The organism is Devosia sp. BK (assembly GCF_032907385.1).
Classification (GTDB): domain Bacteria; phylum Pseudomonadota; class Alphaproteobacteria; order Rhizobiales; family Devosiaceae; genus Devosia.
This window is the reverse complement of the sequence record NZ_JAIMBX010000001.1, coordinates 1,983,925-2,010,792: the sequence shown is the minus strand read 5'-3', so window position 1 is coordinate 2,010,792 and position 26,868 is coordinate 1,983,925. Positions and strand designations below refer to the sequence as shown.

Annotated in this window: 25 protein-coding genes; 17 read left to right on the top strand and 8 right to left on the bottom strand. The window is 61.4% G+C overall.

Translation table 11 applies throughout. The features are described 5' to 3' along the window. Nucleotides 1-12: 12 nt before the first annotated feature. Entirely contained in the window at nucleotides 13-1,302 is a 1,290-nt protein-coding gene (gene rhaI / locus DevBK_RS09750) for an L-rhamnose catabolism isomerase (protein WP_317185284.1), read from the bottom strand. Between the two features lie 155 nt (nucleotides 1,303-1,457). Next, a complete protein-coding gene (locus DevBK_RS09745; RefSeq protein WP_317185283.1) occupies nucleotides 1,458-3,554 on the bottom strand; it encodes a bifunctional rhamnulose-1-phosphate aldolase/short-chain dehydrogenase in 2,097 nt (698 codons plus the stop codon). A 346-nt stretch (nucleotides 3,555-3,900) separates the two neighbouring features. Between DevBK_RS09745 and DevBK_RS09740 the strand changes: the two genes are divergently transcribed. The 6 genes from DevBK_RS09740 (at nucleotide 3,901) to rhaM (ending at nucleotide 9,904) form a co-directional block, all read left to right on the top strand. Beyond that, the gene (locus DevBK_RS09740) at nucleotides 3,901-4,695 is read left to right on the top strand and encodes a DeoR/GlpR family DNA-binding transcription regulator (protein WP_061907925.1); all 795 of its coding nucleotides are present in this window, start codon (nucleotides 3,901-3,903) and stop codon (nucleotides 4,693-4,695) included. Between the two features lie 31 nt (nucleotides 4,696-4,726). Further along, nucleotides 4,727-5,713, top strand: a complete 987-nt coding sequence (gene rhaS, locus DevBK_RS09735) for a rhamnose ABC transporter substrate-binding protein (RefSeq protein WP_317185282.1) — start codon at nucleotides 4,727-4,729, stop codon at nucleotides 5,711-5,713. A 190-nt stretch (nucleotides 5,714-5,903) separates the two neighbouring features. Next, nucleotides 5,904-7,409 carry a sugar ABC transporter ATP-binding protein gene (locus DevBK_RS09730; RefSeq protein ID WP_317185281.1) on the top strand — a complete coding sequence of 502 codons (1,506 nt, stop codon included), beginning with the start codon at nucleotides 5,904-5,906 and terminating at the stop codon, nucleotides 7,407-7,409. Continuing rightward, entirely contained in the window at nucleotides 7,406-8,386 is a 981-nt protein-coding gene (locus DevBK_RS09725; RefSeq protein ID WP_317185280.1) for an ABC transporter permease, read from the top strand. The genes DevBK_RS09730 and DevBK_RS09725 overlap by 4 nt, the downstream gene beginning before the upstream one ends. A gap of 187 nt (nucleotides 8,387-8,573) precedes the next feature. Further along, entirely contained in the window at nucleotides 8,574-9,575 is a 1,002-nt protein-coding gene (locus tag DevBK_RS09720; protein WP_317185279.1) for an ABC transporter permease, read from the top strand. Beyond that, nucleotides 9,572-9,904 (top strand): L-rhamnose mutarotase, encoded by a 333-nt coding sequence (gene rhaM, locus DevBK_RS09715; RefSeq protein WP_317185278.1) that lies wholly within the window; start codon nucleotides 9,572-9,574, stop codon nucleotides 9,902-9,904. The genes DevBK_RS09720 and rhaM overlap by 4 nt, the downstream gene beginning before the upstream one ends. A gap of 329 nt (nucleotides 9,905-10,233) precedes the next feature. Here the strand turns inward: rhaM and DevBK_RS09710 are convergent, their stop codons facing one another. Together DevBK_RS09710 and DevBK_RS09705 are read right to left on the bottom strand one after the other, a co-directional pair. Continuing rightward, complete coding sequence (locus DevBK_RS09710) at nucleotides 10,234-10,521, bottom strand: GIY-YIG nuclease family protein (protein ID WP_317185277.1); 288 nt, start codon at nucleotides 10,519-10,521, stop codon at nucleotides 10,234-10,236. Nucleotides 10,522-10,815: 294 nt separating this feature from the next. After that, on the bottom strand, nucleotides 10,816-11,679 hold the full coding sequence (locus DevBK_RS09705; RefSeq protein ID WP_317185276.1) for an NAD(P)-dependent oxidoreductase: 864 nt from the start codon (nucleotides 11,677-11,679) through the stop codon (nucleotides 10,816-10,818). 191 nt (nucleotides 11,680-11,870) lie between these two features. Here DevBK_RS09705 and DevBK_RS09700 point away from each other — a divergent pair, with 191 nt between their 5' ends. After that, the gene (locus DevBK_RS09700; protein ID WP_317185275.1) at nucleotides 11,871-12,209 is read left to right on the top strand and encodes an SH3 domain-containing protein; all 339 of its coding nucleotides are present in this window, start codon (nucleotides 11,871-11,873) and stop codon (nucleotides 12,207-12,209) included. 118 nt (nucleotides 12,210-12,327) lie between these two features. After that, the gene (locus tag DevBK_RS09695) at nucleotides 12,328-13,326 is read left to right on the top strand and encodes an asparaginase (RefSeq protein WP_317185274.1); all 999 of its coding nucleotides are present in this window, start codon (nucleotides 12,328-12,330) and stop codon (nucleotides 13,324-13,326) included. Between the two features lie 115 nt (nucleotides 13,327-13,441). Here DevBK_RS09695 and DevBK_RS09690 read toward each other — a convergent pair whose 3' ends face one another. Further along, nucleotides 13,442-14,725 (bottom strand): TIGR03808 family TAT-translocated repetitive protein, encoded by a 1,284-nt coding sequence (locus DevBK_RS09690; protein WP_317185273.1) that lies wholly within the window; start codon nucleotides 14,723-14,725, stop codon nucleotides 13,442-13,444. A gap of 136 nt (nucleotides 14,726-14,861) precedes the next feature. Between DevBK_RS09690 and DevBK_RS09685 the strand changes: the two genes are divergently transcribed. Both DevBK_RS09685 and DevBK_RS09680 read left to right on the top strand, forming a co-directional pair. Further along, nucleotides 14,862-16,367 carry a helicase HerA-like domain-containing protein gene (locus tag DevBK_RS09685; protein ID WP_061907936.1) on the top strand — a complete coding sequence of 502 codons (1,506 nt, stop codon included), beginning with the start codon at nucleotides 14,862-14,864 and terminating at the stop codon, nucleotides 16,365-16,367. 2 nt (nucleotides 16,368-16,369) lie between these two features. Continuing rightward, nucleotides 16,370-16,924 carry a hypothetical protein gene (locus DevBK_RS09680; protein WP_317185272.1) on the top strand — a complete coding sequence of 185 codons (555 nt, stop codon included), beginning with the start codon at nucleotides 16,370-16,372 and terminating at the stop codon, nucleotides 16,922-16,924. 161 nt (nucleotides 16,925-17,085) lie between these two features. Here DevBK_RS09680 and DevBK_RS09675 read toward each other — a convergent pair whose 3' ends face one another. The 3 genes from DevBK_RS09675 to DevBK_RS09665 form a co-directional block, all read right to left on the bottom strand. Further along, on the bottom strand, nucleotides 17,086-17,634 hold the full coding sequence (locus DevBK_RS09675) for a two-component system response regulator (protein WP_162243229.1): 549 nt from the start codon (nucleotides 17,632-17,634) through the stop codon (nucleotides 17,086-17,088). A gap of 357 nt (nucleotides 17,635-17,991) precedes the next feature. Next, complete coding sequence (locus DevBK_RS09670; RefSeq protein ID WP_061907939.1) at nucleotides 17,992-18,600, bottom strand: superoxide dismutase; 609 nt, start codon at nucleotides 18,598-18,600, stop codon at nucleotides 17,992-17,994. 101 nt (nucleotides 18,601-18,701) lie between these two features. Next, nucleotides 18,702-20,783 (bottom strand): S9 family peptidase, encoded by a 2,082-nt coding sequence (locus DevBK_RS09665; protein WP_317185271.1) that lies wholly within the window; start codon nucleotides 20,781-20,783, stop codon nucleotides 18,702-18,704. Between the two features lie 183 nt (nucleotides 20,784-20,966). On the opposite strand from DevBK_RS09665, the gene mbhE reads away from it, so the two are divergent. From mbhE to mnhG, 7 genes are read left to right on the top strand one after another with little or no spacing between them, the layout of a single operon-like run. Continuing rightward, entirely contained in the window at nucleotides 20,967-23,333 is a 2,367-nt protein-coding gene (gene mbhE, locus DevBK_RS09660) for a hydrogen gas-evolving membrane-bound hydrogenase subunit E (RefSeq protein ID WP_317185270.1), read from the top strand. Next, nucleotides 23,330-23,755, top strand: a complete 426-nt coding sequence (locus tag DevBK_RS09655) for an MnhB domain-containing protein (protein ID WP_317185269.1) — start codon at nucleotides 23,330-23,332, stop codon at nucleotides 23,753-23,755. The genes mbhE and DevBK_RS09655 overlap by 4 nt, the downstream gene beginning before the upstream one ends. Further along, a complete protein-coding gene (locus DevBK_RS09650) occupies nucleotides 23,755-24,132 on the top strand; it encodes a Na+/H+ antiporter subunit C (protein WP_317185268.1) in 378 nt (125 codons plus the stop codon). Before DevBK_RS09655 ends, DevBK_RS09650 begins: the two co-directional genes overlap by 1 nt. A 1-nt stretch (nucleotide 24,133) precedes the next feature. Then, complete coding sequence (locus DevBK_RS09645) at nucleotides 24,134-25,717, top strand: proton-conducting transporter membrane subunit (protein ID WP_317185267.1); 1,584 nt, start codon at nucleotides 24,134-24,136, stop codon at nucleotides 25,715-25,717. After that, on the top strand, nucleotides 25,714-26,193 hold the full coding sequence (locus tag DevBK_RS09640; protein WP_317185266.1) for a Na+/H+ antiporter subunit E: 480 nt from the start codon (nucleotides 25,714-25,716) through the stop codon (nucleotides 26,191-26,193). Before DevBK_RS09645 ends, DevBK_RS09640 begins: the two co-directional genes overlap by 4 nt. Further along, nucleotides 26,190-26,501: a cation:proton antiporter gene (locus DevBK_RS09635; RefSeq protein WP_062630794.1), complete on the top strand. Its 312-nt coding sequence runs from the start codon at nucleotides 26,190-26,192 to the stop codon at nucleotides 26,499-26,501. Before DevBK_RS09640 ends, DevBK_RS09635 begins: the two co-directional genes overlap by 4 nt. After that, nucleotides 26,498-26,848 (top strand): monovalent cation/H(+) antiporter subunit G, encoded by a 351-nt coding sequence (gene mnhG / locus DevBK_RS09630; protein WP_317185265.1) that lies wholly within the window; start codon nucleotides 26,498-26,500, stop codon nucleotides 26,846-26,848. The genes DevBK_RS09635 and mnhG overlap by 4 nt, the downstream gene beginning before the upstream one ends. Nucleotides 26,849-26,868 lie beyond the last annotated feature (20 nt).

Here is a 26,868-nt window from a genome sequence, read left to right as displayed (position 1 = left end):
AGCCTGCAAAAATCAGACGATACCGCCCGAACCGCCCTCAACAGCCGGGCGCACTTCGGCAACCTTGGCGCGGTAGCCGCTGGCGCGGTAGGCGGCGAGGGGGTCGATGGCGCCGCCGGCTTCGAGGCGGGCCAATGCGAGGATCGGCTCGACATCGGTGCGGAAGGCGTGGCGGAGTTGTTGGGTGGCGGTCAGGGCGTCATTGTCGGACTGGGCGGCTTTGAGGGTCGCGCGGTCGACGAGGAGGGCCTGGGCGTAGGAGCGTTGGACGTCGGAGGCTGAGAGCATCAGCGACTCGATTGGGTCGGTGACATTGTGGCTCTGGTCGAGCATGTGGGCGGGGTGGAAATCGCTGTCGCGGTTCTCGATGTCGACGAGTTCGTTGAAGACGAGGAACAGACGGTAGGGATCGACCGAGCCCGCGTCGAGATCGTCGTCGCCATACTTGGAATCGTTGAAGTGGAAGCCGCCGAGCTTGCCGAACTGGGCAAGGCGGGAGACGATCATTTCGATGTTCACGTTCGGGGCGTGGTGTCCGAGATCGACGAGGCAAAGGGCCTTGTCGCCGAGTTCCTTGGCGATGATGTAATTGGTGCCCCAATCCTGCACGACCGTCGAATAGAAGGCCGGCTCATACATCTTGTGTTCGGTGTAGAGGTTCCAGTCGTCCGGCAGGGCGGCGTAGATCGCTTTGGCCGAGTCGAGATAGTTGGCGAACTGGTCGGCGAAATTGACCTGGCCGGGGAAGTTGGACCCGTCGCCGACCCAGATGGTAAGGGCCTTCGAGCCGATGGTCTTGCCGATCTCGATGCATTCGAGATTGTGCTCGATCGCCTGATCGCGGGTCGCCTTTTCATAGGACGAGAGCGAGCCGAACTTGTAGCTCTGCATCTGGCCCTTGGCGTCCGAGAAGGTGTTCGAGTTCATGGCGTCGAAGCCGAGGTTGAAGCGGCTGGCGGCCTGCTTCAGACGGTTCGGATCGGCCTTGTCCCACGGAATGTGGAGCGAAATGGTCTTGGTCGCCTGGGTCAGCTGGGCGATGACGGCGCAATCTTCGATCTTATCGAAGATATCGCGCGGTTCGCCCTTGCCCGGGAACTTCGCAAAGCGCGTGCCGCCGGTGCCGACGCCCCAGGAGGGGACGGCTACGGAGAATTTTGCGACTTTTGCCTTGATGGCGTCGATGGCGATGCCGCGGCGGTCTAGGCGTTCGCCCAGGGTTTCGTAATCGCGGCGGAGATCGGCTTCGCGCTTGGAATTGTCGGCTTCGACGATGGATGGGTCGATGATGTGTTCGGTCATTTTTTGCTCCTCCAGGGAATAAGGCCCCCTCACCCGGCCTTCGGCCGACCTCTCCCCCAGAGGGAGAGGTGTCGCTGCGCGACGGGGAGCCCCCCCACCTCTCCCTTGGGGGAGAGGTCGCCGCATAGCGGCGGGTGAGGGGGCCTTGCTGTTGCTTACCGCGGGAACGACTGGGCGTTGCCGGCGTCGACGTTGATGATGTTGCCGGTGGACTTGGCCGAGGCTTCCGAGGCGAAGAAGTAGATGGCTTCGGCGATGTCTTCCGGGAACACCGAGCGCTTCAGCATCGAGCGCTGGCGATACATCTCTTCAAGGCCGTCCTTGTCGGTCTTGTAGGTCGATGCGCGCTGCTCGAGCCATTCGCCGGCCCAGATCTTCGAGCCACGCAGCACGGCGTCAGGATTGACGACGTTGACGCGGATCTGTGCTTCCGCGCCTTCGAGGGCGAGGCAGCGGGCGAGGTGAATTTCGGCGGCCTTGGCGGTGCAATAGGCGGCAGCGTTGGGCGAAGCGGCGAGACCGTTTTTGGAGGCGACGAAGACGACGTTGCCGCCGATCTTCTGTTGGCGGAACAGGCGGAAGGCTTCGCGGCTGACGAGGAAATAGCCCGTGGACAGGATGTCCATGTTCTTGTTCCAGAGTTCGAGCGAGGTGTCTTCGATCGGGGCCGAGGAGGCCAGACCGGCATTGCTGACGAGGATGTCGAGGCCACCGAATTCGACCACGGCGTGGGCGAAGCCGGCGAGGACCTGCTCTTCCTTGGTGACGTTGATGTTCACCGGGCGAACGAAATCACTGCCGAAAATGCCGGAGAGTTCGGCCGTCGCGCCATCGAGGGCTGTCTGGTCGATATCGGCGAGGACGACGCAGGCGCCTTCGCGGAGAAGGCGTGCAGCGGTGGCCTTACCGATGCCGCCGGCGCCGCCGGTGACAAGGGCAATCTTGCCCGCGAGCGACTTTGGCTTCGGCATACGGGCAAGCTTGGCTTCTTCAAGCAGCCAATATTCGATGTCGAAGGCTTCCTGCTCGGGAAGGCCTTGATATTCGCTGACGGTCGAGGCGCCGCGCATCACGTTGATGGCGTTGACATAGAACTCGCCGGAAATGCGGGCGGTGGCCTTGTCCTTGGCGAAGGTGATCATGCCGACGCCGGGGATCAGGTAAACGACGGCGTTCGGGTCGCGAACGGCCGGCGAGTTGTCATGCTTGCAGCGATCGTAATAGGCCTGGTAGTCGACGCGGTAGGCGGCGATCTGGGCATCAAGGCCGGCGATCACGGCGTCAACATCGGGGTTTGCCGGGTCGAAGTCGATGACCAGCGGACGGATTTTCGTGCGCAGGAAGTGGTCCGGGCACGAGGTGCCGAGGGCGGCCAGCGGGCGCAGGTTCTTGGAATTGACGAATTCGAGCACGGCAGCCGAGTCGTCGAAGTGGCCGAGCTTGTGGCTGTCTTCGGAGATGAAGCCGCGGATCTTTGGCATCAGCTTGGCAGCGACAGCGCGACGGGCGTCGGCATCGAGCGACTGGGTGGCGGCGCCACCAAAGATCACCTTGCCTTCGGTTTCCTTTTCAAACCATTCGATGGCCTGATTGATGATGCCGATGGTCGTTTCGTAGCATTCCTTGGGGGTGTCACCCCAGGTGAAGAGGCCGTGCGACTCAAGGATCAGGCCCTTGGAATTGGGGTTCTCTTCGCAATATTTGCCGAGCCAGAGGCCGAGCTCGAAGCCCGGCTTCTTCCAGGGGAGCCAGCCGATGGAATCGCCAAAAATCTGCTTGGTCAGTTCTTTGGAGTTCTTGGAAGCCGCGATGGCGATGATCGCGTCGGGGTGCATGTGATCGACGAACGGGTGGTTCACATAGGCATGGAGCGGGGTGTCGATCGAAGCGGCGCGGGGGTTCAGATTGAACGTCGCGTGCGGCAGGTAGCCCACCATTTCGTCTTCGAATTCGACGCCGCGATAGAGACCCTTGAGGGCGCGGAGCTTGTCCATATAGAGCGTCGAAAAGCCATCGAGCTTGATCGAGGCGCTATCGCCGCCCGAACCTTTCACCCAGAGGACTTCGACCATTTCACCGGTCAGCGGGTCCTTCTGCATGATCTTGGAGGACGTGTTGCCGCCGCCATAATTGGTGACGCGCTTGTCGGACCCGAGGAGGTTGGAGCGATAGACGAGGCGCTCCGGCTCGGTCATGGACGCGGCCTTGGCGTCGTCCCACTTGTTTTCAAGGCGCTTGGGCGCGGTGGACATGAAGATTCCTCCCGAAGTGGTGGCGCCTCGATGCGAAGCGCAGGGTTGCGGAGTTTGCCCCACCCACCGGCTGTCATCCCCGCGCAGGCGGGGATCCATCTTGAGATCTCAGGATAGGCCCCGGCTCGAGGCCGGGGTGACAATCGTGTGTTTGGTCGCTCTCGAGGGGTGATCCGAAAGCCGGCAACACATTCGTTTGGCGCGGACATGGCCATAGAACGGTTGACGCTGTCAATCACAAACGATCATCAATCATCAGATGTGCGCGAAAATGATTGTAAATGGCAAAATGCTGATTGACTCTGCTTGGAAAGAATGAAAGCACTGCGCCTGAGGAGTATCAGCATTGCACGAAACGGAACGCCATCGCGTTATTCTCGCCGCCGCCCAGTCCCATGCCATGGTGACGGTTGCGGACCTGTGCGATCTGACGGGCTCTTCCGAAGCGACCATTCGCCGGGACATTGCCGCGCTCGACGAGCAGGGCAAGGTGCGGCGTGTGCGGGGCGGGGCCGAGGCGATCAACCCGCCATCGCAGGGTGGCTTGGTCGGGCGGCCATTTTCGGTCAATGAAACGATCAATATCGCTCAGAAGCGCGCAATCGCGAAAGCGGCGGCCGATCTTTGCAATGACGGCGAGCCGATCATCATCAATGGCGGCACGACGACCTATCAGATGGTGCATCACCTGACGACCAAGCGCGTCAGCGTCTTCACCAACAGCTTCGCCATCGCCGAATTCCTCATCCACAATTCGCGAAATCCCGTCGTCATTCCTGGCGGCACGGTCTATCGCGAGCAGAACGTCATCCTCTCGCCCTTTGGCGGCGTGGTGGCGAGCCACTTCTATGCCAAGCGCATGTTCATCGGCTGCCAGGGGATCGGCGCCCATGGGCTGATGGAGGCCGACCCCATGGTTGTGCAGTCCGAGCTGGGGCTGATCGGGCAGGCGGACGAGCTGATCGTTCTTGCCGACTCTTCCAAATTTACCGGCCGCTCAAGTCTGATCTTGTGCGGCCTCGACAAGATTGCCGCTGTCATCACCGACGCCGGCATCCGCGATGAAGATCGACAGATGCTGGAAACGGCGGGAGTGCGGTTGATCGTCGTGGAGACGCCTGCTCAGGCCGCCGTGGCTTGAGACATATCTGAAAATCCCAGGGAGGGAATTTATGAAGCTCTTTAAACTGATGGCCGCTACCGCTGCTGCCGCCATCCTTCTAGCGACGCCGGCCTTTGCCCAGACGCGCATTGCGCTCGTGGTAAAATCGCTCGGCAACGGCTTCTTCGACGCCGCCAACAAGGGCGCACAGGACGCGGCCAAGGAACTCGGCGACATCGAAGTCATCTATACCGGCCCGACCACCGCGACCGCCGAAGCCCAGATCGAAGTCGTCAATTCGCTGATCGCCCAGCAGGTCGATGCCATCGCGATCTCCGCCAATGATCCGGATGCTCTCGTGCCTGTGCTGAAGCGCGCCATGGATCGCGGCATCAAGGTGATCTCATGGGACTCGGGCGTTGCACCCGAAGGACGCCAGATCCACCTCAACCCGTCGGAAACCGCGCTGATCGGCGAAACCATCATCAAGCTCGCGGCGGACTATCTGCCTGAGGGCGGCGATGTTGCCATTCTCTCGGCCGCCTCCACCGCGACCAACCAGAATGCCTGGATCGAAGCGGCCAAGGCTGTCATTCCGGAAAAATTCCCTAACATCAACCTCGTCGCGACCGTCTATGGCGATGATGACTCGGTGAAGTCGACCGAAGAATCGCGCGGCCTGATCTCGGCCTATCCGAACCTCAAGGCCATCATCGCGCCGACCACCGTTGGCGTCGTTGCTGCGGCTCAGGTCGTCACTGACCAGAACCTGATCGGCAAGATCAATGTCACCGGCCTCGCCCTGCCGTCCGAGTTCAAGCAGTTCATCGACAATGGCGCGAGCCAGGCCGTGGCGCTGTGGAACCCGATCGATCTTGGCTACTCGGCCGTCTACCTCGCCAATGACCTCGTCAAGGGCGAAGAAGCCAAGCCAGGCGCAGTCTTCTCGATCGGCAAGGTCGGCGAAGTGACGCTCGACGACACGAACTCGGCCGCCATGGCTGCCCCTTTCCAGTTCGACAAGAGCAATATCGAAGAGTTCTCGAAGATCTATTGATCTTTCTTCACCTCTCCCTCCGGGGGAGAGGTCGATGCGAAGCAGCGGGTGAGGGGGCCTTTCCGAAACAGGAGGGCCCCCTCACCCCAACCGAATTCGCAAGAGCGAATTCGGTGATCCTCTCCCCCAGAGGGAGAGGGGACTGGACCGAGTGCGTGGCGAGACCACCACCACGCCAAGGAATAAAAAAATGACCGACCCCATCCTGACCCTTTCGGGTATCACCAAGACCTTCCCCGGTGTGCGGGCGCTGCATGATGTGGCGCTGGAGCTTTATCCTGGTGAGGTGACGGCGCTGATCGGCGAGAATGGCGCCGGCAAGTCGACGCTGGTGAAAACCATGACCGGGATCTACCAGCCGGACGCGGGCGAAATCCGGGTTGGGGGCAAGATCGTGACGCTGCCGACGGCGATTTCGGCGACGTCGGCGGGGATTACCGCGATCCATCAGGAAACAGTGCTCTTCGATGAGCTGACCGTGGCCGAGAACATCTATCTCGGGCATGCGCCGCGCAATCGCTTCGGCATGATCGACTGGAAAACCATGAAATCGGAGGCGCAGAAGACGCTCGATTCCATGGCGGCCGGGATCGACGCCGATATTCCACTCAAGGAACTTGGGATTGCCAAGAAGCATCTGGTCGCCGTGGCGCGGGCGCTCAGCGTCGATGCGCAGGTCGTGATCATGGATGAACCGACCGCGGCGCTCTCCCAGAAGGAAATCGAGGAGCTTTATGTGCTCGTCGAACTCCTCAAGAAGGACGGCAAGGCGATCCTCTTCATCTCGCACAAGTTCGACGAGATCTATCGCATCGCCGATCGCTATACCGTGTTTCGCGATGGCGAAATGGTGGGCAAGGGCTTTATTAGGGATACGCCGCAGAGCGAGATCGTCAAGATGATGGTCGGCCGGTCAGTCGATCAGATTTTCCCAACGCGCGCGGCGACCATTGGGGCGCCGGTGCTCGAGGTGACCGCGCTGAGCCATCCCACCGAGTTCGAGAACATTTCGTTTTCGGTGCGGAAGGGCGAGATTCTTGGGTTTTATGGCCTCGTGGGCGCCGGGCGCTCCGAGGTGATGCAGGCGGTCTTCGGGATGACCGAAGTCTCGGGCGGCACCATGGTGCTTGATGGCAAGACGATCGCGCCGCGGTCGCCCGCGGATGCGGTGGAAGCCGGCATCGTCTATGTGCCCGAGGAACGCGGCAAGCAGGGCGTTATCACCGGCGAGCCGATTTTCAAAAACGTGTCGCTACCGAGCCTTGATAAGACTAGCTCAAAAGGCTTCATCCGCATGGCGGAAGAATACAAGCTGGCGCGGACTTATACCGAGCGGCTTGATCTCCGCGCTTCGTCGCTCAGCCAGAACGTCTCGACGCTGTCAGGGGGCAATCAGCAGAAGGTGGTTATCGCCAAGTGGCTGGCGACGCTGCCCAAGGTGATTATTCTCGATGAACCAACTAAGGGCATTGATATCGGCTCGAAGGCGGCCGTGCACGAATTCATGGGCGAACTGGTGAGCCAGGGGCTCTCGGTGATCATGGTGTCGTCCGAATTGCCGGAAATTTTGGGTATGAGCGACCGTGTCGTCGTCATGCGCGAGGGGCTGATGGTCGATATCCTCGACAATACCAACTTGCAGCCCGAGACGCTGGTGCGTCTGGCGGCTGGCATTGCTGAGGAGAAGGCGGCATGAACCGGCTGCTGAAAACCCGCGAACTCTGGCTGGCCCTCGGCATTCTCGCCGTCATCGTGCTGGTGACGCTGCGCTTTCCGCGCTTTTCCCAGCCGGGCAATCTGCTCACCATTTTCAATGACACGTCGATCCTGATGATGTTGGCGCTGGGGCAGATGGCCGTCATCCTGACGCGCTCGATCGATCTTTCGATGGCGTCGAACCTGGCACTGACGGGCATGGTCGTGGCCATGATCAATGCGGCAGCGCCCGGCGTGCCGATCCCGTTGCTAATTGCCGGCTGCGTCGTGGTTGGCGCGGCGCTGGGGGCGTTCAACGGCATTTTGGTGTGGAAGCTCGATATTCCACCGATCGTTGTCACCCTCGGCACGTTGACGATTTTCCGTGGCCTCGTCTTCGTGATTTCGGGCGGCGCCTGGGTCAACGCGGCGCAGATGAGCCAGGAATTCATCCAGCTTCAGCGCGGGTCTTTCCTTGGGCTGCCGATCCTCTCGTGGTTTGCCGTGGTCGTCGCGGGGCTCGTCTATCTCCTAATGACGCGCACGCCGCAGGGCCGGGCCTTTTACGCCATCGGCGTCAATCCGACGGCGGCCGTCTATACCGGCATCAATGTCGGGCGGACCAAGTTTCTCGCCTTCGTGCTGGCCGGGGCCATTTCGGGCCTTTGCGGCTATCTCTGGATTTCGCGCTATGTGATCGCTTCAGTGGAAGTGGCCGGTGGCTATGAACTGACCATCGTTGCGGCCTGCGTCATCGGTGGCGTGTCGATTGCCGGTGGCATCGGGACGGTGGCGGGTGCGCTGCTCGGCGCGCTGTTCCTCGGCGTCGTCAACAATGCATTGCCGGTGATCGGCGTCTCGCCCTTCTGGCAGATGGCGATTTCGGGCGCGGCGATCCTGATTGCCGTGGTGCTCAACGGCCGGAGCGAACGGACCAAGGGGCGGATTATTTTGAAGAAGGCGGAGGCGGGGGCATGAGGGTAACTTCGACATCGCGCCACCCCCTCCCGGCCTCCCCCATCAAGGGGGAGGTGTTGCATCCAGTTTGGGATGAGATTTTGTGCCCCCCACCGGCCTTGCACCTCCCCCTTGATGGGGGAGGTTGGGAGGGGGGGATGGCACCCATAAACCCATCCATTTCCACTCTCACGCCGGGAGCCCCTTCATGACCGATTTCCCTGCAACCGGCCGTCAGCTTCCGAACCGGCTCGACAAGCCGCTGAAATCCGCTGTGCTCAGTTGGGAAAGCCTGCTGGTGCTCGTCGCGCTGGCCATCTTCATCGCCAATTCCTTCGCATCGCCCTACTTCCTCAATGAGTGGAGCTTGAGCGATATGACGTTCAACTTCACCGAAAAGGCGCTGATCGCGCTTGCCATGGCGCTGATCATCATCACCGGCGAGATCGATCTGTCCGTCGCCTCGATCATTGCGCTCGCTTCGACCATGATGGGTCTGGCGCTGCAGGCGGGGGCGGATACGCCCGTGCTCGTGATGGTGGGGATCGGTGTCGGGGTGCTCTGCGGGGCGTTCAACGGGTTCCTGGTGACGGGGCTCAAGCTGCCCTCGATCGTCGTCACCATCGGTACGATGAGCCTTTTCCGCGGCATCGCCTATATCGTTTTGGGCGATCAGAGCTTTAAGGGCTATCCGGCGAGTTTCTCGTGGTTTGGTCAGGGCTATGTGTTCTGGGTCATCTCGTTCGAGCTGGTGCTGTTTGTTGTCGCGGCCGTCATTTTCTATGTGCTGCTGCAGCACACCAATTTCGGGCGCCGGGTCTATGCGATCGGCAATAATGCGACGGCGGCGCGTTTTTCTGGCGTGCGCGTCGACCGCATCAAATTCGTCCTATTCTGCCTGACAGGGCTAATGAGCGGCATCGCGGCGGTGCTTTTGACGGCGCGACTGGGGTCGACGCGGCCCTCGATTGCCGAAGGCTTTGAGCTTGAGGCGGTGACCATGGTGGTCTTGGGCGGTGTTTCCATCCTCGGCGGTTCCGGCACGATCATCGGCGTAGTGCTCGCGGCGCTGATCATGGGGCTCGTGACCTTCGGGCTGGGGCTCCTCAACGTGCCGGGGATCGTCATGTCGATCTTCATCGGCTCGCTGCTGATCGTCGTGATCGCGCTGCCGATCCTGTTCCGCATGTGGAGGCAAAGACGCGCATGATCACCGACAACGGCTACGAAAAGCACGCCTTCAAGATGCGGCTCAATCCGGGGATGACGGCGGAATATAAAAAGCGTCACGACGAGATATTTCCCGAACTCGTCGACCTGCTGCACGAAGCGGGCGTGAAGGACTATTCGATCCATCTGGACGAAGAGACCAACACGCTCTTTGGCGTCTTGTGGCGGCGGGTGGATCACACGATGGCTGATCTGCCGAACACGGACGTCATGAAGCGCTGGTGGGCGCATATGGCGGACATCATGGCGACAAATGAGAAGAACGAGCCGGTATCGGTAGATTTACTGCCGGTGTTTTGGATGAAGTAAGGGGTCCACTTAATCCATAATCCTCAGGCTTGCCCCGAGGGTCGCGGCCCATGAGCGCAGGCGCGGTGGCTCCCGCAAAGGCCCTCGGATCAAGTCCGAGGGAAGAATGGTGGGTAGGTTGGATTGGGACGCGCCGGACGTCGTGAGTGACACGTCCACAATCATGTCTGCATCTTCCCGGATATACCAAACCATCCCCGGTCTTCCCTCGGGCTTGACCCGAGGGTCCCTACCCCTGCGCGCGAGTGCGGTGGCTCCCGCGGAGGCCCTCGGATCAGGTTCGAGGGAAGATGGGTGGGTGTGGTTGGATTGGGGGCCGACTTGAATTGTCAGCCGGGCAAAATACCGAGATAGAGGTCGTCCCATTCCGGATTGTCTTTCTCGATCAGCGCAACTTTCCACGCGCGCAGCCAGTGTTTCATGGTCTTCTCGCGCTGCATCGCGTAGCCCATTTCTTGGTGCTCCTCGTAATAAACGAGGAGGTGACACTGGTACTTTTTGGTGAAGCTCGGCACCAGATCGTTTTTGTGTTCCCAGACACGGCGGACGATGTCGCTGGTGGCGCCGATGTAGATCGTGCCGAACTTGCGCTCCGCCATGATGTAGAGCCACGCCATGCCTGATTTCAGGTCCAAATGGCGGGTGGGTCAATGCTAGATTGTGCGTTGTATTTGAGATGTCCGCCAAGTGTAGGCCTTAACATTACTTCTGTGGCTCTCATGAAGGCCCTCGGATCAAGTCCGAGGGAAGGTAGGTGGGTGGGGCGATTTGGAGTTCAAACCAAACTTTCGCGGCTGCTAGCGGTGTTTATCGGCTGTCACCCCCGATTATCTACTATTACTGCATTTCCCTCGGGCTTGACCCGAGGGTCGCTTCCCCCACCTACCTCTTCAACGGATCGTCGCTCTGATCTACTTCCCCATCTCATTCCGCCAGGAATATTGCGGCGAATAGCCCAGCATGCGCTTGGCCTTTTCGATCGATAGCAGCGTGCCATTGGTCGAGATGTTGCCCTTTTGGGGAACATTGGGGAACACTTCGGCGAGGAGCGAGGTATTTGAGCGGGTCATCACAGAATCCGCATTGGCGATGATGAAGGCCTCAAAACCCTTGAAGTCGGCCTGGAGCGAGCGCCGCACGGCTTGGGCGCCGTCGCGGGCGTCGATATAGCCCCAGAGGTTCCACTTGCGCTTTTTCGGGTCGCTGTCGAAACCGGGGAAGGCGGCGTAGTCTTCGGGGTACATGACGTTGGAAAAGCGCAGGCCGACGATGCGGAGTTCGGGGTCCCAGCGGCAGAATTGGGCGGCCATGGTTTCGTCGAGCAATTTTCCCAGCGAATAGGCGCTTTCGGGGCGGGGGAAGTATTCCTCGTCGACGGGCGCATAGGGCGGGGGTGTGTCGAAGGGCAGGCCGAGAACGGTTTCGCTCGAGGCAAAGACGACGTTCTTGATCTTCGCCAGACGGCAGGCCTCGAAGACATTGTAGGTCGTCGGGACATTGTTGGCGAATGTCCTAGCATTGGCGGCGAGACCAGGCGCGGGAATGGCCGCAAGATGCACGACGGCGTCGAAGGGCCCACCGCGCTCATCGACGCCGCCGAGAATGGCCGAGGCGACTTCGCCGAAATTGGTGAGGTCGATGCGCACCGAGGGGCAGATCGGGTCCGAGAGCGTCTGGTTATCGACATTGAGCACGTCATAGCCATGGGCCACGAGATCGCGCAGCACGGCGCGGCCGAGCTTGCCGCTGCCCCCGGTGACGAGAACCTTTTTCATCCGAACCTCCTCAAATTCCACGCGGATTTTCTGCGCGACTATTGGGAGAAGGTTAGGCGGAATTGCCGGCCTTGCCAACAGGGAGCGCTGTCTCGCGCGTATGAACGGAAACTGAACGGGGCCATCAGGCTAAGTTCAAACGGAGGGGGCCAGTCTAACGCCATGATGAATTTGATCGTCGGGGGACGAACATGAACAAGCGCCAGGAAAAGGTTTTGGTCGCCACGCTTTGTGGTCTCGTGATCGCGGTGACGGCCGGGTTCGTGGTGCAGCCCGTCATGGCGGCGGGCTATGATGTGGGCCAGCCGGCGCAGGTGTCGCGCGTTGCGCCCTGGGATGTGCTGCAGGTGCGCAAATGGCCGGCGAGCTATTCGCGCAAAGTCGGCAGCTTTGGGCCGGGAACTCCGGTTTGGGTCGAGCGTTGTATCGAGGTAGCGAAAAGCTCGGACTGGTGCCTTGTCGATAATGACGAGACGCGCGGTTGGGTGAACTCTCGCTACCTCTCACCGCTCGGCGGCAGAGATATTTGATTTTTAGGCCGACCCCTCCATCGGCTGATTTTAGTGACTGTGTACTGACCTCCCCATGCATTGACTTTTCCGGTCGCTGATTGTTCCTCAAGAGCAATCAGGACCGGAGTTTTCTTTTATGGATGCCAATCCCGTTCTCGCCGAAGCCGTGCGCGGCAATTGGGTGGAAAATCGCCATCGCGGCGCTTTTGTCGTGATTGATGCCGATGGGCGGGTGATTGCCTCGGCAGGCGATATCGAGCGGCCGGTCTTTCCGCGCTCGGCGATCAAATCCATGCAGGCCCTCGCGATCTTCGACCGGCATGCGGTGGAACGGTTTCATCATTCTTCCGAAGAACTGGCGCTGGCTTGCGCTTCGCATCATGGCGAAGAGGTGCATACGAGCCGGGTTGGCGGATTCTTGCAGCGCATGGGCCTGTCAGAAGCGACGCTTGAATGCGGCGCGCACCAGCCGACCAATGGCGCGGCGCGCGAGGCCCTGCGCGAAAGGCATGAGGAGCCGAGTGCGCTCCATAACAATTGCTCGGGCAAGCATGCCGGGATGCTGAGCGTGGCGCTGGCCATGGGCGTGCCGACGGAAGGCTATGTCAGCCGCGAGCACGATGTGCAGCGCGCGGTGCGGGCGGCGGTGGAGCTGGTGATCGGCGAGGAGCTGACCGAGGATCGCTGCGGCACGGACGGGTGTTCGATCCCGACATGGGCGGCGCCGATCCGGGCCTGGGCGCATGGCTTTGCGCGGATGGCGACGGGGAACAGGCTCGATGCCGGCCACGCGGCGGGAGCGCAGGCGCTGTTCGATGCGGCGACCACCCATCCGCTTCTCGTGGCGGGGACAGGGCATCTTGATACGCTGGTGATGGAAGCTTTTGGCGGCCGCGTCATGCAAAAGGGCGGGGCCGAAGGCGTGCAATGCGGCGCCATCCGCGACAAGGGCTGGGGCTATGCGCTCAAATGCGACGACGGCAATATGGCGGCGAGCCAGGCGATGGTCGCGGCACTGTTGCTGAAGTTTGCCGAGCCGGATGAGGGGCAGCGCAAGGTGTTGGAGCAGTTTGTTAGGCAGCCGACGGTGAATGTGCGCAAGATGGTGGTGGGGGAGATGCGGGCGGTTCTGTGACTGCCGAAGGCCCCCTCACCACGACGCTTCGCGTCGACCTCTCCCCCAGAGGGAGAGGTGGGTGAGTGCGTTGATGACGGAGTGACGCCTCTTCTTCAGGGGAAGCGCCTTGGCACTACCTGATCGTCACATGCGGATATTTGTCCGCTGCGGCGCGGAGGTCGGGTTCGGTGATCTTGGTCCATTCTAGGCCGACGATTTCGCCGACTTTGGGCTCGTAGATCATGTTGTTGGCGATGAGCACCGGGCCGGGATCGTCGGCGACGGTGACGCCGATGCCGACATCGCTCGAATAGACGACATTGTTGGCGATGACGATCGAGCGCATGAAGCGCCCGAAGCCGGCGGCGATGGCGACGCCGGGGACGTTTTCGACGACATTGCCGGTGACCGAGACTTCGGCCTCGACATAGATGCCGACCGGGACGGTGTCCGGGTTGACCTCGGACTTGGGCGAGATATTGCGCACGATATTGTTGGCGCAAGTGGCGAGATGACCCTCGCTGTCGAGATTGGTGATCGAGATGCCTGTGGCGGCGCCGTCGATGAGGTTTTCGGCGATGATCGAGCCGGAAAAGCCGAATTCGGAGAAGATCGCGACCTCGCCGCAGGTGCGGCACTGATTGCCCGAGACCACGGTGTTTTTGGTGGTGTTGAGGCGCACGGCGGTGAAGGCGCAATCGCTAATGTGATTGTCCGAAACGATCACTTCGTCGGCGAGATAGACATTGATGCCATTGCCGTTCTGGCCATTGCCGCCGGCTTTCCAATCGATATTGGCGATGCGGTTATTGGTGACGATCGAGCCATCGACGCCCTTGGTATCGCGCCAGATGCGGATGCCGGCATTGCCGCAGCCATCGATGTGATTGCCGGAAATGAGCGAGCCCGTGCTTTCGAGCGAATGGATGGCGCAATCGGCGTGATTGAGGAAGACGCAATCCCTGATGCGGACCGCGCTGGCATGCATACCGAGGGCAATGCTCGAGCCATCGGTGAAATGGCAGCGCTCGACGGTTACGTCGGTGCCGGTTTCGATGCCGAAGAGCGGGTCGGTGCCGCTATTGCCGGTAAAGCCGATGTCGCGGACGATCGTGCTTTGCTGGTTGGAAATGACGAGGGCAGGGCCGCCGGAGGCGACGAGCCAAGTGGCGCCGGGCACGCCTTCAAGCGTGAAATTGGATTTGAGATTGATCTGGCCGACGCGGAAGCGGCCGGCGGGGAGGGTGAGCTTGCCGACAGCGCCGTCGATGGCGGCCTGAAGAGCGGCGGTTTGATCGCTCTCGCCATCGGGCACGAGATCGGCCGTTTGCGCCTGAACCGGCGCGGAGGCGGCCGCAGCGAGGGCGGAGAGACCGAGAACGGCGTGGCGGCGGGAAATCGTTGTTTCTTGGCGCATAATTCTATTGTGCCAGCTTTCGGGCACGGCGCGAGGAAAAGCGGGGGAATTGGTGAACGGGGCCATTCTTCCGTGCCTTGTTCGCCCCACGACGGCGCGGCTATAACGGGGGAATGGTTTTAGGGAGAGGCATGCAATGCTCGTTGACGGTAAGATCTATCTTGGGACGAGCACGCGGCCGGAATATCTGAGCCTCAAATATGGCAATCGGCATGGGCTGGTGACCGGGGCGACGGGCACGGGCAAAACGGTGACGCTGCAGGCTCTGGCCGAGGGATTTTCGGCGGCGGGGGTGCCTGTCTTTGCGGCAGACATCAAGGGCGATCTTTCAGGGGTCGCGAAGGGCCAGCCGATCCAAGAGTGGCAGACCAAGCGCGCCGAAGAGATCGGCTTTACCGATTATGCCAATGACGCTTTTCCGGTGGTGTTCTGGGACCTGTTCGGGACCAAGGGGCATCCGGTGCGCGCGACCATTTCCGAGATGGGGCCGGTGCTGCTGAGCCGCATTCTCGATCTCAACGATACGCAGGAAGGCGTGCTCAATATTGCATTTCGCGTCGCCGACGAAGAAGGGCTGCTGCTGCTCGATCTGAAGGATCTGCGCGCGCTGCTGGTCAATCTCCAGGAGCGGGCCAAAGAGATTTCGGGGCGCTATGGCAATGTCTCGACCGCTTCGATCGGCGCGATCCAAAGGGCGCTGCTGGTGCTGGAACAACAGGGCGCCGACCATTTCTTTGGCGAGCGGGCGCTCGAAATTGCCGACCTGATGCGGACCGATAGTGACGGGCGCGGATTCATTTCGATCCTCGCGGCGGATCAATTGATGGCCTCGCCACGGCTCTATGGGACGTTCCTATTGTGGCTGCTGTCCGAGCTGTTTGAAGAGCTGCCGGAAGTGGGCGATCCGGAGAAGCCGAAGATGGTGTTCTTCTTCGACGAAGCGCACCTGCTCTTTGACGATGCGCCCAAGGCGCTGATCGACAAGGTCGAGCAAGTCGTCAAGCTCATTCGATCGAAGGGTGTCGGCGTTTATTTCGTGACGCAGAATCCGATCGATATTCCGGAAAATGTGCTGGCGCAGCTTTCCAACCGCGTGCAGCACGCGCTGCGCGCCTATACGCCGCGCGAGCAGAAGGCGGTAAAGGTGGCAGCGGAAACCTTCCGCCCCAATCCGGCCTTTTCGACCGAAGAGGTGATTACCCAGCTTGGGATCGGTGAGGCTTTGGTATCGGTGCTGGAGGATAAGGGCGTGCCATCCATGGTGGGGCGGACGCTGATCCGGCCGCCTTCAGCGCAGGTGGGCCCGCTCAATCCGGCAGAGCGCGATGCGACGCTCGCCAATTCGCCGGTTGGCGGTCTCTATGACACGGTGGTCGATCGCGAGTCGGCCTTCGAGATTTTGGAAAAGCGGGCGCGCGATCGGCAATTGTCGGATGAACGGGCCAAATACGATGCCGAGGACCGGGCGCGGGCCGATCAGATGGCGCGGGAGACGGCGCGCGAAGAGCGCGTGACCCAGCCGCGGCGAACGAGCCGGCAGACGCCGGCAGAGGCGGCGATGAATTCGTTTGCGCGGACGGTGGCCAATCGGCTCGGCAGCGCTATCGTGCGCGGCATTCTCGGCAGCCTCAAGGGACGATGACCATGGCCGATCTCTCCAAGACCCAACCGGTTATCGGCATTTTCGCTTCGGACAAGGGGCCGGGCGATCCGGAACGCGCGAGCCTGATGAGCCAGACGGGGACGCTGTTTGCCCGGCGCGGCGCGCAGCTTTTGTGCCTCTGGGAGAATGGGGTGTGTCCGTTGCCGCTGATGACGGCGGCGCGGACGGCGGGCGGGCCAGTGTCGATCCTGGCGGATGAAGAGGTAAACGTGCCGCCGACTTTGGCCGGGGTGCCGGTGCGGGTCGTGGAGGATCGGGCGGCGCGGCACGCGCTCTTGGCCGAGGAAGCGCAGGTTTTGCTGGCTCTGCCGGGCTCGCTAGCTTCGGCAAGTTCGCTGTTTGGTGCCTGGGCGGCAGGGCAGGGGAAGCCCAAGCCCGTCGTAATGCTCAACCGGCACCGGGCTTTTGAGGTGGTGAAGGGTTTTGCCGGCGACGTGCTGTCGCATTCTGTGGCTGGGTATGACCGCAATATCCAGTTTGCGGATAATGTCGAGGATCTCTGGCACAAGGTCAGTTGGGTGCTGGAGAGACGTTAGGGATCTGGGCTGATAATGGGAAGGCCCCCTCACCCGGCTTGCTTTGCAAGCCGACCTCTCCCCCAAAGGGAGAGATGTCGCTGCGCGACTAAGGGAACTCTCACCTCTCCCTTGGGGGAGAGGTCGACGACGTAGCCGGCGGGTGAGGGGGCCTTACCCGATTAAGGCTCAAGGCCCGGATGCATGGGCCGGCGGGTGTTGGGGAATAGCGGGACCACATTGTCCGTCGTCCGGCGCGTCGGGCTCGGCTGGGGTTTTGGCATGGGGACGCGGTCGCGGCGGTCGGGGCCGCGGTAGCCGTTGCCGAGGAGGCCGACGACGCTGCGATTGATGAGGCGGGCCTGGACGCGCTGCAACAGGTGGCGCGGGGACATGGGCTTGACGAGGACCTCGTCGATGCCGGCGCTGATCGACTGGTGACGCATGGGCGGAGTGATGGCGCGGGTAAGCGCGATCACCGGAAGGTCGCGGCTGACGAAAGTGGGGTCGAGGCGGATGGCTTCGACCATTTCATAGGCCGGGCGACCGTCGCGATCGAAATCGACCACCAGCATATCGAGCGGGGCGATGCGCATATAGGCGAAGAGCTCGCCTTCGCTTTCGAACGGGCGCACGCGCAGGCGTGAGTCGCCGGCGAGGACCATCGTCAGAACGGACGTCAATGCGGGGTTAGCGGCCAATACGGCCACTGTTTTCGGCTTTGTCGTCAACGCTTTTCCCCGGTTAGTAAACAATCCGTTAACACGGACTGAATCGCGCTGGAAGCGTTGCATTCCGCTAAGCAGTGGGAATTGTTGGGAAAGTTAACGGCGAGAGGGGTTTGCGAAAACGCTTTTCGTGTTTGCCAAAGACACCCCCTCCCAACCTCCCCCATCAAGGGGGAGGTGCGGGCCGGTGCTTTTGGACGAAGCGTGCCACACACTCGATGCGACACCTCCCCCTTGATGGGGGAGGCCGGGAAGGGGGCGCTGGACTAAAAGAAAACCCGCCAGCTTGCGCGGGCGGGCTTTCTCTGAAATCTCAGGATGGGCCCCGGCTTTCGCCGGGGTGACAGCCGGTGATGGAAATCAGGCCGTGGCTTCTTCGAAGAGCAACTCGACGTGTTCCCAGTTCACGAGATTGTCGAACCAGGCTTCGAGGTATTTCGGGCGGGCGTTGCGGTAGTCGATGTAATAGGAGTGTTCCCAGACGTCGACGCCGAGGATCGGCTTGCCGCCATAAACGAGCGGAGATTCGCCGTTTGCGGTCTTGGAAATTTCGAGCTTGCCGTTCTTGACGGCGATCCAGGCCCAGCCGGAGCCGAACTGGGTTGTGCCGGCCTGAATGAAATCGGCGCGGAGCTTGTCGAAGCCGCCGAGATCGGAATCGACCGCCGCCTGAAGCTTGCCGGGGAGCTTGTTGCCGCCGCCGTTGGGCTTCATCCAGTTCCAGAAGTGGACGTGGTTATAATGCTGGCCGGCATTGTTGAAGAGGCCGGCATTCTTGCCGAAGCTTTCCTTGACGATGTCTTCGAGCGGCAGGATTTCGAGACCCGAACCTTCAAGCAGCTTTTCGCCATTGGTGACGTAGGCCTGATGGTGCTTGTCGTGGTGGAATTCGAGCGTTTCGGCGGACATGTAGGGCCCGAGCGCATCGTAAGCATAGGGCAGGGGCGGCAGGGTGAACTTGGTGGACATGGATAGTCTCCGTTTCTGAAAAAGGATGACGCTGAAGCGAAACAGGAATTACGGATTGGTTATAGGCAGTCTCGATTGGCGCAACAATGACGGGGCGGGAACTAACAGTCCAATCCTACCGACTTTATCGCAAAGGCATAACACTCGGCGGTTTCCTTGAGGCGATCGAAGCGGCCGGAAGCGCCGCCATGGCCCGCGCCCATATTGGTCTTGAGATATAATGGCGCGGTGCCCGTCGCGGTTGCGCGCAGTTTTGCGACCCACTTGGCCGGTTCCCAATAGGTGACGCGCGGATCGGTAAGGCCGGCGAGGGCGAGGATCGGCGGATAGTTTTGAGCCGAGACGGCTTCATATGGCGCATACGCGGCGATGCGGGTGTAGTCCGTTTCCGACGTGATCGGATTGCCCCATTCGGGCCATTCGGGCGGGGTGAGCGGCAATGTGTCGTCGAGCATGGTGTTGAGCACGTCGACAAAGGGGACCTGGGCGATGACGCCGGCCCAGAGATCGGGGCGCATATTGGCGATGGCGCCCATCAGCATGCCGCCGGCAGAGCCGCCCTGGGCGACGATTTTGCCCTTTTGTGTGTAGCCGGCCTCGATCAGCGCTTCGGCGGCGGCGATGAAGTCGGAAAAAGTGTTGGTCTTGTGCTCGTGGCGGCCGTTTTTGTACCAGGCGTAGCCCTTGTCCATGCCGCCGCGGATGTGGGCGATAGCATAGACGAAGCCGCGATCGACGAGGGAGAGGACCGAGACGGAGAAGCTCGCGGGCATGGACATGCCATAGGCGCCGTAGCCGTAAAGGAGCGTTGGGTTGGTGCCGTCGAGCGGCGTGCTTTTTTTGTACAGGAGCGTGACGGGGACTTCGGCACCGTCTGCAGCCTTGGCGAAGATGCGGCGGGTTTCGTATTTCTCCGGGTCGTGGCCGGAGGGGACTTCCTGGGTCTTGAGTAGGGTCCGCGAGCCGGTCGCGAGGTCGACGTCATAGACCTGGTTGGGCGTCGTCGGCGAGGAATAGGAGAGGCGGAAGACGGTGGTGTCGAATTCGTAGCCGACCGACATGCCGAGCGAATAGGCTTCTTCTTCGAAGCGGACGACGTCTTCCTTACCGGAAGTGAGATCGCGCACGACGATGCGCGGCAGGCCGTCGCGGCGTTCGAGGCGGAGGAGATGGTTTTTGAGGACGATGGTGTCGAGGATAAGCGTGCCGGCTTCGTGCGGGACCAAGTCGGTCCAGTTTTCTGAACCAGGATTGTCGAGAGGGGCGGTGACGACTTTATAGTCTTCGGCGCCGTCGGCATTGGTGCGGATATAGAGGAGGCCATCGCGCTCTTCGACATCGTATTCGCGATCGGTGAGGCGGGGGGAGACGAGGCGCGGCTCGCCGCCAGTTTCGGCGTCGATCAGATAGACTTCGGAAGTCTGGTGATCGTGCGCGTCGATGATGATGAACTTGTCGTTTTGCGTCTTGCCGACGCCAACGAAGAAGCCGGGATCTTTTTCTTCGTAGATGATCGGGTCGGCGGATTGCTCCGTGCCGATCGTGTGGCGGCGGATGCGGTAGGGGCGGTGGTTGTCGTCATATTCGGTGTAGTAGATCGCCTTGGAATCGTTGCTCCAGACATAGGAGCCGGCGGTGTCGGCGATGGTTTCCGGGCTATCCGCGCCGGTTTCGAGATCGCGGATGACGATGTCATAATATTCCGAGCCGGCGCGGTCGGCTGCCCAAGCGAGATAGCGGTGCGAGGCGTCATGATCGGCGCCGGCAAAACCAAAATAGCCGTCACCGGCTTCGATGTTGCAATCGAGAAGCACGGTTTCCGGGCCGCCGTCGCGCGGGGTGCGGACGACCTGCGGGTACTGCTTGCCTTCGAGCATGCGCGAATTATAGGCCCAAGGGCCATCGGGCGATGGGATGCCGCTATCGTCTTCTTTGATGCGGCCGCGGATTTCCTTGTAGATATTGTCCTGCAGCTCAGCGGTTGGCTTGCCGAACTGGTCTTCGTAAAAAGAATTCTCGGCCTCGAGATAGGAGCGGATTTCCGGATCGAGTGCTTCCGGGATTTGCATGACCTCATGCCAATTGTCGGCGCGCAGCCACGCCCAGGGATCCTCGCGGGTCACGCCATGATGTGTATGGCTATGGGGCACGCGCTTGGCTTGGGGCGGGGTGGTCTTGGTCATGAAGTTATTCCGCTTTGGAGGCAGGAGTGGTGCCTAGGACATAGGCGGGGCGCGCGGGAATTGCCAGAGGCGCGAAAGCTGGGCGCAATCGTCGCAGCCAGTCCGATTTGGCTTGTTCCCGCTTCGTGAGTGGTTAAGCTTTGATTCACAAAATAAGAACCAAGAACCCTTTGGAGGGGCTGAGTGGGGCTGTCCCTGGATGCGAGCATCGCCCTTGTGGCGATAGCGCCCTTTGTTGCGGCGCTATTGGCGCCGTTCATCCATAGTCTGGCGGGACGCTATTCGGCCTGGATTCTGGCGCTGGTGCCGGCCGGCATTTTCATGCTGCTGATCCGGCTGGGCGAGACAGTTGTTGGTGGCGACACGCTGACGGCCGCGATCGACTGGGCGCCGGCTTATGGGCTGACGCTCGGCTTTTTCGTCGATGGGCTGAGCTTGGTTTTCGCACTCACCATTGCCGGGGTGGGCACGCTGATCCTCCTCTATGCCGGGGCATATCTCCGGGGGCATCCGCATCTCGGGCGCTTCTATGCGTATATTCTCGCTTTCATGGGCGCGATGCTGGGGCTGGTGCTAGCCGATTCCGTGCTGGCGCTGTTTTTGTTCTGGGAAGCGACGTCGGTCACCTCGTTCCTCCTGATCGGCTTCGATCATAGCCGGCAGGCAGCGCGGCGGGCGGCAATCCAGGCGCTGATGATCACCAATATCGGCGGCATGGCGCTGCTCGTCGGCGTGATTTTGCTCCAGCATGTCGGTGGAACGTGGCTTCTGAGCGAGTTGCGCGGCATGGGCGAGGTGGCGCGCGGGTCGGGCTTTTATGGCGTCTTGCTCGCCCTGTTCCTCCTCGCTGCCTTCACCAAATCGGCGCAGTTTCCGTTCCACTTCTGGCTGCCCAATGCCATGGAGGCGCCGACGCCGGTTTCCGCCTTTTTGCACTCGGCGACCATGGTCCAGGCTGGTGTTTACCTCCTGTTGCGCATGACGCCGGTTTTGGGCGGCACACCGGTCTGGACCGGATTATTGCTCGGTTTTGGCGGGGTGACGCTGATCTGGGGCGCGCTGGCGGCGTTGCGCGAGACTGATCTGAAACAAATGCTGGCGCAGACGACGATTGGTTCGCTGGGCCTACTCGTCGTGCTGATCGGGCTTGCGACCGAGGCGGCGATTGCGGGGGCCGTGCTCTATTTCATCGCTCATGCTTGCTACAAGGCGGGGCTCTTCATGGTCGCCGGCGCGGTGGATCATGGCGCGGGGACGCGCGAGATCAATGCGCTTGGCGGGTTGGCCGACAAGATGCCGGTGACCTTTATCGGCGCGGCGCTGGCGGTGCTCTCGATGCTCGGCCTGCCGCTGACCCTCGGATATTTCGCCAAGGAAGAAATGTATCTGGCGGTGACCGGCGGCGACTTCGGCATGCTGGCGGTCTTGCTGGTGCTTGTAATCGGCAATGCGCTGCTGGCGGGCGTGGGCTTGATCGTGATGATCCGGCCATTCCTCGGCGATGTCGTCGAGACGCCGAAGGCCGTGCATGAGGCGCCGATTGCCATGCTGGCGGGGCCGATCCTGCTTGGTGGCGTGGGTGTGGTGCTGGGACTATTGCCCGATTGGCTGGGCCATGACGTGTTGGCGCAAGCCGGCAGCGCGATATTGGGGCAGGGGATTGAGAGCCATCTGTCTCTCGCGCTCGACATCACGAGCCCGTTGCTCTGGCTCTCGGCGATCACATGGCTGGCTGCCATTTTGGTGTTCCAGAAAGGTCACGTCATCCGGGCTGTGCTGCGGCGGTTCAATGCCGTTCTGCCCTCGGCAGATCGGATGTTTGACCTTGTGATGTTCGGGCTCATTCGCTTTGCGGCAGCGGTGACGCGGGCGCTGCATCACGGCAGGCTCGAATATTATTTGGCATTGCTCTTCATGTGCCTGACGCTGGCGCTGTTCCTGCCCATGCTCATGCTAGGTGGGTTCGACTGGATGGTGCCGACGGCCGATCTCGGCGATTGGTCCAAGCGCCTGGTGCTGCCGGCGCTGGAACTGCACGAGTGGGGCGTTGTGCTGCTGGCGATGCTGGGGCTCATTGCGGTCTTGATCGCGCAGAGCCGGCTGGTCGCCATTCTTTCGCTTGGCATTCAGGGCACGGCGCTGGCGCTGATCTTCCTGCTCTTCGGCGCGCCGGATTTGGCCTTCACCCAGTTGATGGTCGAAATTCTTTCGGTCGTGATCCTGACGATCGTCATGACCAATCTCAAACTCGACGCGCGCGATCACCGGCCGTTCGAGGATTGGGCGCGGGACGGGACCATTGCCGTGGTCTGCGGGGCAGGGGTGAGCCTGCTGCTGATGCTGGTTTTGAGCGGCACGCTCGATGATCGATTGGCGGAATTCTTTACCCGGACGAGCGTGCCGATCGCGCATGGCGCCAATATCGTCAATGTCATCCTCGTCGATTATCGCGGCTTCGATACGCTGGGCGAGATTTCGGTGGTGATGGGCGCTGGTATCGCCATCCTGGCACTGTTGCGGCGCCGCAAGCCCGGGAGTGAAGCACGATGAATACGCTGCTTTTCCGGACGGCCGCGCCGCTCATCGTTGCGACCATGCTGGTCTTCTCAGTTTATATCTGCCTCCGAGGCCACAATGAGCCGGGCGGCGGCTTTATCGGCGGGTTGATCGCGGCATCGGCCATCGCCGTCTATGGCATGGCGGCGGGGGTGCCTGCAGTGCGGCGGGCGCTGAAACTCGATCCAATGGCGATTGCCGGGGCTGGCGTTTTGCTGGCCGGATTGTCAGGGCTTTTGAGCCTTTTAATCGAGGCGCCATTCCTCACCAGCATCTGGCTCTACCTCGATCTCGGGGAGACGGTGGTACCGCTGTCGACGCCGCTCTTTTTCGATATCGGCGTCTATCTGACGGTCTTCGGCACGCTTTCGGCAGTGGCGCTGGCGCTCGAAAGCGACAGCGAGGAGGACCTCTGATGGATTATGTTCTGGCTTTGCTGGTCGGGGTCTTCGTGTCGCTTGGGGTCTACCTGCTGCTCTCGCGCTCGGTGATCCGCATGATCCTTGGCATGACCATTCTCGGCAATGGCGTCAATTTGCTGATCTTTACCGCGGGCCGCGTCACGCGCGGGGTGGCGCCGATCGTGCCGGCCGGGCTCGATGCGCCTCTAGGGCCGATCGCCAATCCGCTGCCGCAGGCGCTGATCCTGACCGCCATCGTCATCGGCTTTTCAATGTTCGCCTTCCTGCTGGTGCTGGCCTATCGCGCCTATCAAAGCCTTGACGCCGACAATACCGACCGCATGCGGCTCGCCGAGCCCGACAATGCGCCGCAACCGCCGCTGAGCTACTGACATGGAAGACACGGCGCTATCGGGACTGCCGCCCGCCATGATCGAAACCGCAACGGCGCTTGCCGATTGGCTCATCGTGTTGCCGATCGTGCTGTCGCTGATGGGCGCGGCACTGCTGCTGGTGCTGCGCGGACAAAAAGGCTTGCCAGTCATCGTGGCCGCCTTGGTCGTTTCCGGAATTATCGCGGCCGATGTCGGGCTCTTGCTGCGGATTTTCGAAACCGGGCCGGTGAGCATGACCATGGGGCGCTGGTTGCCGCCCTTTGGCATTGCGCTGACGGCTGACCTCTTTGGCGCCGGTTTTGCGCTGGCGGCAGCGGTGGTGACACTGGCCGTGGTGCTTTATGCCGAAATGGGGCGCGATGCAGGGCAAAGTCGCGATGGTTTCCATGCCATGGTGCTGTTGCTGCTCGGCGGCGTCAGCGGCGCGTTTCTGACCGGGGATCTCTTCAATCTCTATGTCTGGTTCGAGGTGACGCTGATCGCCTCGTTCGGGCTGATCGTTCTGGGCGGAACGCCGCTGCAGATCGATGGAGCGGTCAAATATGGCTTCATCAATTTCCTGGCGACGACGCTTTTTCTTCTCGCGTTGGGGCTGACCTATGGCCTGCTCGGGACGCTCAATATGGCTGATATCATCCGCGTGGCGCCTGGCGCTGACCGCGCGGGGCTGACGGGGATTGCGGCGCTGTTGCTGCTGGCCTTCGGGATCAAGGCGGCGGCGTTTCCGCTCAATGCCTGGCTGCTGGCATCTTACCACACGCCGCGCCTCGCGGTTTCGGCGCTGTTTGCGGCGCTGCTGACCAAGGTGGGCGCCTATGCGCTGCTGCGGACGCTGATTGCGGTTCTGCCGCAGAGCCGGGAGCTGCTGGAACCGGTGCTGGTGATCCTGGCGGTCGCCACGCTGGTGATTGCGCCGCTCGGGGCGATTGCCGAAACCAATCTTCGGCGTGCGGCGGGATTTTTCGTCATTTCGGGGATCGGCGCCATTTTGGCTGGCATCGCCATGCCAAGCGCCGAAGGTGTGGCTGGGGCCGGGATCTACATCTTTCACGCCATGCTGTCGGTGGCAGCGCTTTATCTTATTATCGGGATCATCGAGGTGCGGACGGGCGCGCGCGACACGCGGGCCATGGGCGGGCTCTATGCGACGAGTGCGCCACTTTCGATCCTGTTTTTCGGGACGATTCTGGCGCTGGCCGGCGTGCCGCCATTCCTGGGCTTCTGGCCAAAACTGCTGCTGCTGCAAGCTGGGGTGGCCGAGGGCGGGATAGGCTGGGTGCTGGTCTCGGCGCTCGTGGTTAATGCCGTGCTGGTGTTGATCGCGGGCACGCGGATCTGGGCGCATATTTTTTGGCGGAACGGCCCCGAGGGCGTGGCGGGGGTGAATGACCCGCTGCCTTTGCCGCCGCTGACCGGGTCAGGGCGCCTGGCGATGGGGGCGACGGTGGCATTGACGCTGATCGTCTTTGCCATAGGTCTCTGGCCCAATCCAATGCTGACAGTGGGGCAGGCGGGGGCGGCGGACCTGATCGATACTACGCGCTATTTCCAGGCGGTCGGGTTGGCGGAGGTGACGCCATGAACAGTGCTTTTCTCGTCCTCATCCTGGCGCTGATCTGGGCCGGCATTTCTGGCAATTTTTCCGGGCTCAACCTGCTCTTTGGCGGTGTGATCGGCAGCGTCGCCATTTTCGTGTTGCGATCCTCGGTCAGAGATCGTGGCTCATTGCGCAAGGCGCGACAGCTTTTGGGGCTGGCGCTGCTGTTTCTCGTCGAGCTGCTGATGAGCGCGGTTCGGGTGGCCGGTTTGGTGCTGCGGCCCGATGTGAAATCGGCGATCCGGCCTGCGGTCGTTGCCGTGCCGCTGACGGTGAAGTCGGACGTCGAGATTACGCTCCTCGCCAATATGATTACCCTGACCCCGGGGACGCTGAGCATCGACATCGCCGAGGATCGCTCGGTGCTCTATGTGCATGTGCTGTCGATGACGAGCGAAGCGGCCGTGATCGCCGATATCAAGACCGGGTTCGAAGCGCGGATTGCGGAGATCTTCAAATGAGCGTCGCGCAATTTCTTGATTTGAGCAGTCTTATCGCGCTGGTTTTGCTGAGTGCAGCGCTGTTGCTGTCAATTGTGCGCATTGTTATCGGGCCGACCTTGGCCGATCGCGTCCTGGCGCTCGATCTGCTGACGGTGGTGGCCATGGGATTTATCGGCGCCGTAGCTATTCGCACCGGGCTGACGCTTTACTTGGACATTGCGCTCGCGCTCGCGCTTTTGGGCTTTCTCGCGACTGTGGCCTTTGCGCGATACATCATGCGGCGTGGTCTTAAAGAAGATCACGCAATGGAGGCGCAATCAAAGTGAGAGATATCGTGCTCTGCCTTGGAGGCGGTTTTTTGATTCTGGGGGCGATATTCACGCTCATCGCCGCACTCGGAGTCATTCGCCTGCCTGACCTCTACACGCGGATGCACGCCGCCTCCAAGGCAGGTGCCGTGGGCGGTGGGCTGGTTTTGCTGGCAGTCGGGCTGGTGAGCCTTGATGCCGCAGTGGCGCTCCGGGCTTTTATCGGTATTGTCTTTTTGCTGCTCACAACACCCTTGTCCGCGCATCTCCTTGCCAGAGCGAGTTATCTTGGCAATCAACCGCTTGGGGAAAGTAGCGTAGGGGTTGATCCTAAGACACGATTGGAACAAAATTCCCAAGCATGAATAAACCCGAGTGAATTCGG

What these genes read in the sequence shown, in the direction of transcription:
- rhaI (WP_317185284.1), bottom strand. Translation starts at nt 1,302, where the DNA reads ATGACCGAACACATCATCGACCCATCCATCGTCGAAGCCGACAATTCC.
- DevBK_RS09745 (WP_317185283.1), bottom strand. Translation starts at nt 3,554, where the DNA reads ATGTCCACCGCGCCCAAGCGCCTTGAAAACAAGTGGGACGACGCCAAG.
- rhaS (WP_317185282.1), top strand. Translation starts at nt 4,727, where the DNA reads ATGAAGCTCTTTAAACTGATGGCCGCTACCGCTGCTGCCGCCATCCTT.
- DevBK_RS09730 (WP_317185281.1), top strand. Translation starts at nt 5,904, where the DNA reads ATGACCGACCCCATCCTGACCCTTTCGGGTATCACCAAGACCTTCCCC.
- DevBK_RS09725 (WP_317185280.1), top strand. Translation starts at nt 7,406, where the DNA reads ATGAACCGGCTGCTGAAAACCCGCGAACTCTGGCTGGCCCTCGGCATT.
- DevBK_RS09720 (WP_317185279.1), top strand. Translation starts at nt 8,574, where the DNA reads ATGACCGATTTCCCTGCAACCGGCCGTCAGCTTCCGAACCGGCTCGAC.
- rhaM (WP_317185278.1), top strand. Translation starts at nt 9,572, where the DNA reads ATGATCACCGACAACGGCTACGAAAAGCACGCCTTCAAGATGCGGCTC.
- DevBK_RS09710 (WP_317185277.1), bottom strand. Translation starts at nt 10,521, where the DNA reads ATGGCGTGGCTCTACATCATGGCGGAGCGCAAGTTCGGCACGATCTAC.
- DevBK_RS09705 (WP_317185276.1), bottom strand. Translation starts at nt 11,679, where the DNA reads ATGAAAAAGGTTCTCGTCACCGGGGGCAGCGGCAAGCTCGGCCGCGCC.
- DevBK_RS09700 (WP_317185275.1), top strand. Translation starts at nt 11,871, where the DNA reads ATGAACAAGCGCCAGGAAAAGGTTTTGGTCGCCACGCTTTGTGGTCTC.
- DevBK_RS09695 (WP_317185274.1), top strand. Translation starts at nt 12,328, where the DNA reads ATGGATGCCAATCCCGTTCTCGCCGAAGCCGTGCGCGGCAATTGGGTG.
- DevBK_RS09690 (WP_317185273.1), bottom strand. Translation starts at nt 14,725, where the DNA reads ATGCGCCAAGAAACAACGATTTCCCGCCGCCACGCCGTTCTCGGTCTC.
- DevBK_RS09685 (WP_061907936.1), top strand. Translation starts at nt 14,862, where the DNA reads ATGCTCGTTGACGGTAAGATCTATCTTGGGACGAGCACGCGGCCGGAA.
- DevBK_RS09680 (WP_317185272.1), top strand. Translation starts at nt 16,370, where the DNA reads ATGGCCGATCTCTCCAAGACCCAACCGGTTATCGGCATTTTCGCTTCG.
- DevBK_RS09670 (WP_061907939.1), bottom strand. Translation starts at nt 18,600, where the DNA reads ATGTCCACCAAGTTCACCCTGCCGCCCCTGCCCTATGCTTACGATGCG.
- DevBK_RS09665 (WP_317185271.1), bottom strand. Translation starts at nt 20,783, where the DNA reads ATGACCAAGACCACCCCGCCCCAAGCCAAGCGCGTGCCCCATAGCCAT.
- DevBK_RS09655 (WP_317185269.1), top strand. Translation starts at nt 23,330, where the DNA reads ATGAATACGCTGCTTTTCCGGACGGCCGCGCCGCTCATCGTTGCGACC.
- DevBK_RS09650 (WP_317185268.1), top strand. Translation starts at nt 23,755, where the DNA reads ATGGATTATGTTCTGGCTTTGCTGGTCGGGGTCTTCGTGTCGCTTGGG.
- DevBK_RS09645 (WP_317185267.1), top strand. Translation starts at nt 24,134, where the DNA reads ATGGAAGACACGGCGCTATCGGGACTGCCGCCCGCCATGATCGAAACC.
- DevBK_RS09640 (WP_317185266.1), top strand. Translation starts at nt 25,714, where the DNA reads ATGAACAGTGCTTTTCTCGTCCTCATCCTGGCGCTGATCTGGGCCGGC.
- DevBK_RS09635 (WP_062630794.1), top strand. Translation starts at nt 26,190, where the DNA reads ATGAGCGTCGCGCAATTTCTTGATTTGAGCAGTCTTATCGCGCTGGTT.